Origin of the sequence: Nesterenkonia sp. AY15, assembly GCF_022565855.1 — a bacterium.
GTDB lineage: Bacteria > Actinomycetota > Actinomycetes > Actinomycetales > Micrococcaceae > Nesterenkonia.
Window position 1 is genome coordinate 343,055 of record NZ_JAJOYV010000003.1, and the last position, 8,780, is coordinate 351,834.

The 8,780-nt window shown below is 64.0% G+C and carries 6 protein-coding genes, 3 tRNA genes and 1 pseudogene; 7 read left to right on the top strand and 3 right to left on the bottom strand.

The annotated features are described in order from the left end of the window. Positions 1 to 99: 99 nt before the first annotated feature. Together LSI54_RS07195 and LSI54_RS07200 are read left to right on the top strand one after the other, a co-directional pair. Positions 100 to 1,134: a glycerophosphodiester phosphodiesterase gene (locus tag LSI54_RS07195; RefSeq protein WP_241478036.1), complete on the top strand. Its 1,035-nt coding sequence runs from the start codon at positions 100 to 102 to the stop codon at positions 1,132 to 1,134. 140 nt (positions 1,135 to 1,274) lie between these two features. Next, positions 1,275 to 2,450 (top strand): universal stress protein, encoded by a 1,176-nt coding sequence (locus tag LSI54_RS07200; protein ID WP_241478037.1) that lies wholly within the window; start codon positions 1,275 to 1,277, stop codon positions 2,448 to 2,450. 148 nt (positions 2,451 to 2,598) lie between these two features. On the opposite strand, the gene LSI54_RS07205 is transcribed toward LSI54_RS07200, so the two are convergent. Then, positions 2,599 to 4,455 (bottom strand): C40 family peptidase, encoded by a 1,857-nt coding sequence (locus tag LSI54_RS07205; protein WP_241478038.1) that lies wholly within the window; start codon positions 4,453 to 4,455, stop codon positions 2,599 to 2,601. Positions 4,456 to 5,052: 597 nt separating this feature from the next. Beyond that, positions 5,053 to 5,418 carry a metallopeptidase family protein gene (locus tag LSI54_RS07210; RefSeq protein WP_241466305.1) on the bottom strand — a complete coding sequence of 122 codons (366 nt, stop codon included), beginning with the start codon at positions 5,416 to 5,418 and terminating at the stop codon, positions 5,053 to 5,055. Between the two features lie 104 nt (positions 5,419 to 5,522). Here LSI54_RS07210 and LSI54_RS07215 point away from each other — a divergent pair. The 3 genes from LSI54_RS07215 (at position 5,523) to LSI54_RS07225 (ending at position 5,929) form a co-directional block, all read left to right on the top strand. Continuing rightward, a tRNA-Glu gene (locus LSI54_RS07215) sits at positions 5,523 to 5,595 on the top strand. 125 nt (positions 5,596 to 5,720) lie between these two features. Continuing rightward, positions 5,721 to 5,794 (top strand) — tRNA-Asp (locus LSI54_RS07220). A gap of 62 nt (positions 5,795 to 5,856) precedes the next feature. Further along, positions 5,857 to 5,929 (top strand) — tRNA-Phe (locus LSI54_RS07225). 354 nt (positions 5,930 to 6,283) lie between these two features. Here LSI54_RS07225 and LSI54_RS07230 read toward each other — a convergent pair. Continuing rightward, the gene (locus tag LSI54_RS07230; RefSeq protein ID WP_241466304.1) at positions 6,284 to 6,586 is read right to left on the bottom strand and encodes a histone-like nucleoid-structuring protein Lsr2; all 303 of its coding nucleotides are present in this window, start codon (positions 6,584 to 6,586) and stop codon (positions 6,284 to 6,286) included. A gap of 824 nt (positions 6,587 to 7,410) precedes the next feature. On the opposite strand from LSI54_RS07230, the gene LSI54_RS07235 reads away from it, so the two are divergent. Further along, positions 7,411 to 7,914, top strand: a complete 504-nt coding sequence (locus LSI54_RS07235; protein WP_241470907.1) for a sigma-70 family RNA polymerase sigma factor — start codon at positions 7,411 to 7,413, stop codon at positions 7,912 to 7,914. A gap of 586 nt (positions 7,915 to 8,500) precedes the next feature. Next, positions 8,501 to 8,780: pseudogene (locus tag LSI54_RS07240) on the top strand (hypothetical protein); the annotation flags it as partial.

Below are 8,780 nucleotides of genomic sequence, written 5' to 3' on the forward strand. Positions count from 1 at the left end.
CCACACCGCGAGGTCATTCACTCCATGTTCACTGAAGCTTTCCCGAATGTGCCACCCGATCGACGCGCCCCGTTGTCCCTCTAGGCCCAGTCTGGAACTGTGACATTGGAACTCGCCCAGAACCAGGAGTCCGGCGGCGCGCTTCGGCCGGCTCCACCGGTCAGCCTGGACACCGCGCTGCTGCACGATCATTCTCCGGAGGATCCGCTGGATCTCGGTGCACCAACGGACTCCCGCGGTCGGCGGGCAAGGGTCTTCGCGCACCGGGGGGCTTCAGGACTGTTTCCCGAGCACACCCGTGCGGCCTACCGCCGGGCGATCCAGGAGGGTGCAGACGGCCTGGAGATCGACCTGCACCTGACCGCTGACGGTGAGCCGGTCTGCTTCCACGACGCCACGGTTGACCGCACCAGCAACGGCACCGGCTCGGTGGCGGAGCTCAGTCTGGCCCACATGCGCAGCCTCGACGTCACCAGTTGGAAGACGCCGAAGCTTCCCGGCGACTACGGCACCCAGCATCAGCAGCTGATGACCCTCGCCGACGTCCTGGAGCTGATGATCGACGCCGGTCGCGATCTCGACCTCGCCGTGGAGCTGAAGCACCCCTCGCCATATGGGGATCGGCTGGAGACCAAGGTGCTGCGCACCTTGCTGCGCTTCGGATGGGACCCAGAGACCTCGGCGATTCCCGCCGGTGAGTTCGGCCAACATGCAGTGACCGTGTCCTTCATGAGCTTCTACCCCGGATCCCTGCTCTACCTGGCGGACATGGTGGCCCCGGACAAGCTCTGCGCCCTGCTCAGCTCGGTCACCGAGGCGCAGGTGCAGAAACGGCTGGAGAAGATGCCGCTGGCGACGGCGGTCCGGCCCGTGGTGGCCGCCGTGATGCGCGGAACCCTTCGCGACTCCGAGACGCTGGTCTGGAACGGACGGGCCGGAATCGCTGGTCCCGGACTCGCCTACGTCAAAGACCATCGGGCCGAGGTCAAGGCCTGGGTGGCACGGGGCTCTCGGCTTCGCGTATGGACGGTCGATGCCCCGCAGGACGCAGCGCTGCTCATCGATCTCGGGGTTCAGGAGATCACCACGAACTACCCCGCACGACTGTTGCAGACGGTCGCCTCTGCCGGCTGAGCGCGCCGAGTCCCTGCGCCGAGCCCGACGAACCCTCGGATCAGCGGCGTTCGGATGACGCGGCCACCCGCGGATGTCTCAGTCGACATGGAGCGATATCATGGGCCCAAGCTGACCGCCACGGCCTCCAGGAGCTCATCATGAACCCCGCACCGCACCGTGAAACCCCAGACAGCGCCTCCCTGCGCAGCGGTCGCGCGTCCCACCCGCCCGCGGCAGAAGAGACACCGCGCGCGGCCCGTTCGGCGCGGGGCAGAGTCCGCGGCGTCGTCGTCGGTGTGGACGGCTCGGAGCAGTCGCTGCGCGCCGCGCACTGGGCCGCGGCCGAGGCTCATCGCCGCCAGCTGCTGCTGACCGTGGTCACCGCGTATTCGATCCCGGCCTTCGCCGCCTCCTCGATGGACGGCGGCTACGCGCTGATGGATGACTCGGCGCTGCGTCAAGGCTCAGAGAAGGTCATCGAGCAGGCCGCGGAATTCCTGCGTGACTACCCCGGGGAGGTCCGCTACGAGGTCGAGTCGGGGGACCCGGCCGGAGTGCTGCTGGACTACTCCCACGACGCCGTGGTCCTGGTGGTCGGCAGCCGCGGCCGGGGCGGGTTCCTCGGGCGGCTGCTCGGGTCTGTCTCATCTGCGCTTCCGGCCCACGCCAAGTGTCCGACCGTCCTGGTGCCGCTGAAGTTCTCCTCCAAGGAGTCCAATGCCGTGACCACCGCCACCGGAGCCATCCCGCTCGTGGGTGGGCCGGCCCAGGGCGCGACGACGACTCATGCGACTCCGCCGGGCAGCGCCGCGCCCGCCTCGGTGATCGCCGAGGGTGCGCACCCGATCCGACCCAAGGACTCGCGTCCGGTGGCGGCAGGCGTGGACGGATCGGACTTCGGTCGCGTCGCCGCGCTGGTGGCCGCCCGTGAGGCCAGCGAACGGGGAACCAGCCTGCGCATCGTGTGCGCGCTGCCGCCGGTGGGCGCGACGCTGGTCTGGATCCCGACCAGCATCGACAACGACGCGGCGCTGCAGGAGCTGCGCGAGAAGCTCGAAGCGGGTCGACTCTGGCTGCACAGCCACTACCCGGAACTGCAGATCGAAGCCGAGGTGATCGACGGCACCGCCGTGGATGTCCTGGTCCAGGAGACTCGTGGCGCGCAGCTCACCGTCATCGGCACACGCGGCCGTGGTGGTTTCGCGGGGATGCTGCTGGGATCTACCTCCCAGGGCGTGCTGCACCACGCGGAGGGCCCGTTGATGGTGGTCCCGGACAACGAGGACACGCGGCTGGAGGACCGCCCTGAGTTCGGACCGATGCTCGGAGACTGACGCTCCCCGCTTGACCCAGACACAGAGAAATGAGGGCCCCCGGTGTCCGACGCCGGGGGCCCTCATCATCTTCATCTTCGATCCGTCTCGCCGCCCTACCGCGAGCGGGAGAACCAGTGAGAGGTCATTCAGTTGTGCGTGTGGTGGTTCAGATCATGCGGCGCACGACTGAGGGTGTCTGGTAGACCGAGCGGACCTGGAGTCCACGAGCGGGGTTCGAGGCATCGACCATCTGGCCGTTGCCGAGGTAGATGCCCACGTGGCCCGGTGCAGAGGCGCTGCCGAAGAACACCAGGTCCCCGCGGCGCATGTCACCCACGGAGACTGCCCGTCCCTCGTTGACCTGGCTGAACGTGGTGCGGCTCATGCTGACTCCGGCCTGTCCGAAGGCCTGCTGCACCAGGGAGGAGCAGTCAAAGGCATTCGGACCGTTGGCGCCCAGCACGTAGCTGACGTCGCCGCGGTTGGCCTGCGCGACGGCCCAGTTGATCGCAATCTCAACACCGTTGGAGTTGCTGCTGGCCGGGACCACGTTCGAGGACTGCGCCTGGCTCTGTGCCGGGTTCTGTGCCGGGGCAGGCGCGGGGGCCTGCGTGCGCTCCGGGACGGGCGCAGGGGCCCGGGTGGGCTCCGGCTCTGGTGCCGGCTCGGGCTCAGGTTCTGGTTCGACCTGGGCTGCGAGGTAGTCCACGTGCCAGCGCATCTTGTTCCACGAGGCATTTCCGTCCGCGTTGGTCAGTGCTCCGTTGCTCAACACTGCCCGGTAGTAGTCCTGAGCGCCTCCGCTGAAGGAGGCCTCAAGCTCAGCGCCCTCGCGCATCAGCGTCTGCATGCTCGTGCTGAGACTGCTGAACGACGCGATCGTGGGCTCCGGTGCAGGCGCAGTGGCCGGCGCAGGCCGTGGCTCCTCGGAAGGTGCGGCTTCCCCGGCCGCACCTTCCGAGGAAGTCTCTTCAGCGGCGGCCTCTTCGGCTGCTGCCTGCGCGGCGGCGGCCTCTTCGGCCGCTGCCTGCGCGGCGGCGGCCTCTTCGGCTGCTGCTGCTTCGGCCGCTGCCTGCGCGGCGGCGGCTTCTTCAGCTGCTGCTGCCTCTTCGGCTGCTTCTTCAGCGGCGGCCTCTTCGGCTGCTGCTTCTTCAGCGGCGGCCTCTTCGGCGGCTGCTGCTTCGGCCGCTGCCTGCGCGGCTGCTGCCGTTTCGGCGGCCTCCGACTCTTCAGCTGCGGCCTCAGCTGCTGCCTCAGCTTCTTCCGCGGCGGCGGCCTCGGCCTCTGCTGCTGCCGCCTCTTCAGCTTCGGCGGCCTCCTCAGCGGCTTCATCGGTGATGCGAGTCTGCTCGGCGTCTGCGCGAAGCGCGGTGATCCGGTAGCTCAGCTGCTCGTGATCGACTTTGCCGTTCTCGTCGACGAACTCACTGTTGCCGAGGATCTGCTCGAAGAAGCTCTGCAGGTCACCTTCCCAGCCCTCAAGCTCCATCAGGTTCTCGAGGAGCTCCTGGAGCCGCTCACCGACCTGTTCGACGTCGGTGCGGGTGGTCTCGGTGGCGCGCTCGGCGTTCGCGCTGGCCTCAGCGGCGCTGGTGGAGTTCTGGCGAGCCTGTTCGGCAAGGCTCTCGGCCTCGGCGGCCTCCTGCTCTGCGGCGATGGCGTCTTGTTCAGCCTGCTCCTGAAGCCGTGTGTCAGTCGCGGCGTCGGCCAGGCTGTCCTCTTCGGTGAGCAGGACCTCTGCGACGGAAGTCTCAGGTTCCTGGTACTCCTCCACGGCAGCCGCCTGAGTCTCCTCAGCGGCCGTGCGCGCTTCATCGGCTGCAGCGGCAGCCTCATCGGCGTCGACCTGTGCCTGTACGGCGGCCTGGTGTTCTTCCTGCATTGCAGATTCCAGCTCCAGCGCACGTTGGCTGGCCTGGGAGATCCGGTCAGAGATCTCGTCGATCATCTGTTCGGTGGCCTGGGACGAGTCCCGGGCGGTGGAGATCTCTTTGGCGGATGGAACCGCGGGGAGTTCAGTCAAAGTGACTGAGTCGGCGGAATTCTTATCATTCTGTTCGACGGCATTGGCGGCGCGATCGGCCACCAGATCGGGGAGAGTTGTCCCGACCAACGCTGTCGTCACGACGGCGGCAGTAATTGCGGCCACCGCAAGATTGCGACGGTATTTCACGGTAGATCCTCACTTAGTCCTCACTGGGGAAGCGCCGCAGCCCGTCTCACAGGGCAAGGTTCGAATCGCGGTTGCCTCAGCTCTTGGACTCACGTGACCAGGCGGACCCAGGGAAAGACAGTTTAAAAACCCTCAATCAAAAAGGTGATCGCCGTGCGGTGATAGCCGTGTGATCCAGAGGCCGAAGCGTAACGATGGGAAACGCGATTCGAGCCTTTTGGCGCTACGCCGGTAACGATAGTTGTGGATTTGTCATCTTGGCAACAGGCCGTGTCGTTCCTGTGATCAAGCTATGGAGGGCTACTTCCCTGTCATTCCGGGGATCTAGCGGCACAAAGCCTTAGTTGCAACCTTCAAGTAGGTTGAAGGTTGAGCCTCCCCGACATTGCAATGACACTGTGCTAATAGCGTTATAGGTGGCGGCCGATATCCTCGGCACCGCTGTATTCAGCCCCAGCCGAGACGATGCAGAGTGTCATCGTCGATCCCGAAGAAGTGGGCCACCTCGTGGATCACCGTGATCGTGATCTGATCGAGCACTTCCTCGCGGCTGTGGCACATCTGCAGGATCGGCTCCTTATACAGCGTGATGTGATCCGGCATGGACCAGCCTTCCCCGCCGCGCTCAGTGAGTGGGGTCCCCTCGTAGAGCCCCAGCAGCACCGTCGAGGGATCCTCCCATGACTGTGGTTCGTATCGGTCCTCGACGAAGACCGCCACATTCTCGAGCTGGTCGGCCAGTTCTGCGGGAATGCTGTTCAGGGCTTCGGTGGAGGCGGCGTCAAATTCCTCGTCGCTCATGGGAAAGACCATGGCTTCATCCTAGAGAGACCCGCACCCAGAGGGGGTCTTCGCCGGCGGATTTGCTCTCCGGGGGTGCTGGACCTAAACTTTTACAGGTTCCCACCAGGGATCGGGCCCCCATCGTCTAGCGGCCTAGGACACCGCCCTTTCACGGCGGCGGCACGGGTTCGAATCCCGTTGGGGGTACTCCGGTGAAACGGGGACTGCGATGGCAAGTCGCGGATCATGGTCTTGAATCTCACGGAAGTGTGATTTGGATCGAAGGGGTGGGACTGGTAAGGTTTCACTTCGTGCCAAGCGGCACAAAGTAAGGCCCTGTAGCGCAGTTGGTTAGCGCGCCGCCCTGTCACGGCGGAGGTCGCGGGTTCAAGTCCCGTCAGGGTCGCTTCACTCTCTGTACAGAGAATCTGGGCGGAGAGCGAGTCGTCGTCGCAGTTGGCGATTTATGGCTCTGTAGCTCAGTTGGTAGAGCGTTCGACTGAAAATCGAAAGGTCACCGGATCGACGCCGGTCGGAGCCACCTTTACCCGGTATCGGGTGAGAAAACCCCTGGATCTCCAGGGGTTTTCTTGTGTCTGGGGTCAGGTGCGAACCTGCATCCAGTCGCGCATTCCGGAGATCCCGGATATTCAGGTCAGTCCAGCGAGCTGCTTCTCTACGACTCTGGCTGCATCCGTGGCCGCCTTCAGCGTCTATGCAGACGACACGGGTGATGGAAGGATTCCAGGGCCTGTGATTCCATCTCGCCCGCACAGTGGGATGCCCGAGTGCTCGGGAAGCCGTAGAAGAGGCGCAGCAGCTTGTACTTCACAGATGGGTGGAGCCTGGAAGCGTGCGCTTCCAGGCTCCACCCATCTGAAGTATTCATCGCTCTCTAGCGCTTCTTGGCGTTGCGATAGGCCTCAACGATGTCGCGGTGCAATCGGCCCCGCGTGGAGACCTGATAACCGTTGTTCACCGCCCACTCACGAATCTGCCGAGCCTCATTCTGCGGTGACGGAGGGGCAATGACCCGCCCCTTGCGGATGTACTGCTTCAGCGTCTCACGCAGCTCCTTCGTGTGCTCATCGCTGAGGTCGATCTCGTAATACCGAGCATCCAGACCAAAAGCCACGGTCTCTTTCGCTTCACTGCCGTCAAGATCATCGACGAGCACCACTTCAATCCTCTGAGCCATATTCAACACCTCACTGCTTAATCGAGGATGAGGCAGTACCTGCCTCGTCCATCGCATCGACTCCTGCAAGGAGAAGTCCTGCAGAAGGTATAGCTAATGATGGTTACTCCGGAAAGGTGCCCTGCGTTCAAGCTTGTCCCAAATAAAAAAGTTAATTCGAAAGAAGAGTAGATGTCCGGGCATGAGTGCCCGACAGGTTGGCTGAACCGTGGGTCTGGTCATATAAAGCAGAGACACATTTACCACCCTCGTCTTATGGGTGGCACGAGAATCATCACTGATCACGAGCTGGTCAGGGTCGGCGAAAGGTTTAGTGCGAGGGGCTGAAGCTTCCCGCTTGTTTGTGAGATTTATCACATTCGATGGACCCCGGATGGTTTATGGATACTCTGGTAGAGATTTAGTTCAAATTTTTATTAGCTATTCGTTGCTAGTCAGCCTCCTTGCACGGAGCCCGGCTCTGGCAACGGGAAGGCCCGTTCCGATGCCTGATCAACTGACCGTGAAAAGCAGCTTCTGTGCGAGTCTTCCCGTCGCCAGCACCAGAGCGCACAGCTGGCCCGACCGGAGGTCACTGGCCGGCTGGAGACGGTCAACGGCGGACTGGGAAGGAAAGCCAGTGGGCGTCGTGGGGCTCACCCGCACCGCCGGGAAGCGCAGACTCTCGTCGTGGCCAGGTCCAAGGTTCCCTGTTTCTCCAGCGATCCGGGGTCCGAACGCACAGCAGTTTCACCGCTTCGGCACCTGTCCGGGCCGTGACGCCATGGGGTGCAGCGCTCAGAGAAATGAATCCCGGAGTCCTGAGGCACCAGAGGGAGCTTTCGATGCGTCACGAAGGTGAGGCGCCCTTCGACGTCTGTGCAACGTTCGCTGTCCACGGGTCTGCTCTTTTTGCGTTCGCACTCAACGCGCTGGGTGACCGGGCCGAGGCGGAAGACTGTGTTCAGGAGGTCTTCATCCGTGCCTGGCGGAACAGAGGGCAGTACAGCAGTGAACGGGGCTCGGTGAGAACCTGGTTGTTCGCCATCGAACGGGACCTCGTCGCGGACGCGTTGCGAGCTCGCGCTCGGCACCCGGCGCGATCGGGTCCGGAGGGGAGCGAGGGGGCGACCGAGCCGGTGACAGAGGATCTCCTCCTCGTGGAGCGGTTGGACCTCTATGCGTCTCTGGCTACGCTCACGTCCGAACACCGCGAGGTCATCGTTGCTGTTCAACTGCACGGCGTTGGATATCAAGAGCTTTCGGAACAGACAGGAGTTCCGGTCGCGACCTTGCGGACGCGCATGTACTACGGGCTGAGATCGCTGCGGACGGCACTGGAAGTCTGAGAATGCGATCGAGCGCAGTGCGGTCGGCAAGGTGCGAGCGGTCTCCGCGATGATGAACGCCTTCCTGGTTTCGGCCTTCGCGGACCTGGCGTGCATATGCGCGAGCTCGACCGCGTCGGTGGCCCGGGTGACCGCCACAGGCGGGGCACCGATCGTTGCCGATTGATCCACCCACGATCAGCGCTGCGCCATGATCATCGGTCAGCGCAGCGCCACGGCACTGCTTCCGGGACACTGTCGGGAAGAAATTTCGGATTGACCTTGAACGCGCTCGCAGTTAGTGACGTATCACCCCTATGGACCCTTCACCATGCGGCACCGGGTCCTCTAAGTGGTGCCACAAAACCATGAGGCGCTGACGTCTCCAGCCGAAAAGGTGATTGATTGTTCTATACGAAGGCTCGCCGAGCACCCTCCCCACGGCGACCCGGGAACTTGCACTCAAGATTCACCCGTCGCACGTGCGACGGGAAGAACTGCCTGGACGCGGAGAAAGACGCCGAGCAGTACGCCCCGATCACCGCGCTCGGTTGGTCTCGGGCCCACCGAGGCGGGCATATGGTCAGGCTTCGTTGTCAGGAGGGTTATGGATGCCGATGAACTTCGGGTGACCTACCTTCCGAAGCTTGAAGCCAATGGTGCGGTGGGGGATTCCATCGCGCGCACTATCCGGGTCCTCAGCTCCCAGCGCAGACTGCAGACCCTGCTCGACGCCAGCAACGTCGTGGCCAGCGATCTCGACCTGGAACATGTTCTGCGGCGCATCGCCGAGGAGGCCAGGACCGTCGCGGACGCCGAGTACGCCGCACTGGGCGTCATCGCCGCTGATGGCTCCCTCGAGCGGTTCATCCACGTCGGGATGGCGC

Coding starts and splice junctions, on each gene's coding strand:
- LSI54_RS07235 (WP_241470907.1), top strand. CDS start 7,411: ATGCGTCACGAAGGTGAGGCGCCCTTCGACGTCTGTGCAACGTTCGCT.
- LSI54_RS07200 (WP_241478037.1), top strand. CDS start 1,275: ATGAACCCCGCACCGCACCGTGAAACCCCAGACAGCGCCTCCCTGCGC.
- LSI54_RS07210 (WP_241466305.1), bottom strand. CDS start 5,418: ATGGTCTTTCCCATGAGCGACGAGGAATTTGACGCCGCCTCCACCGAA.
- LSI54_RS07230 (WP_241466304.1), bottom strand. CDS start 6,586: ATGGCTCAGAGGATTGAAGTGGTGCTCGTCGATGATCTTGACGGCAGT.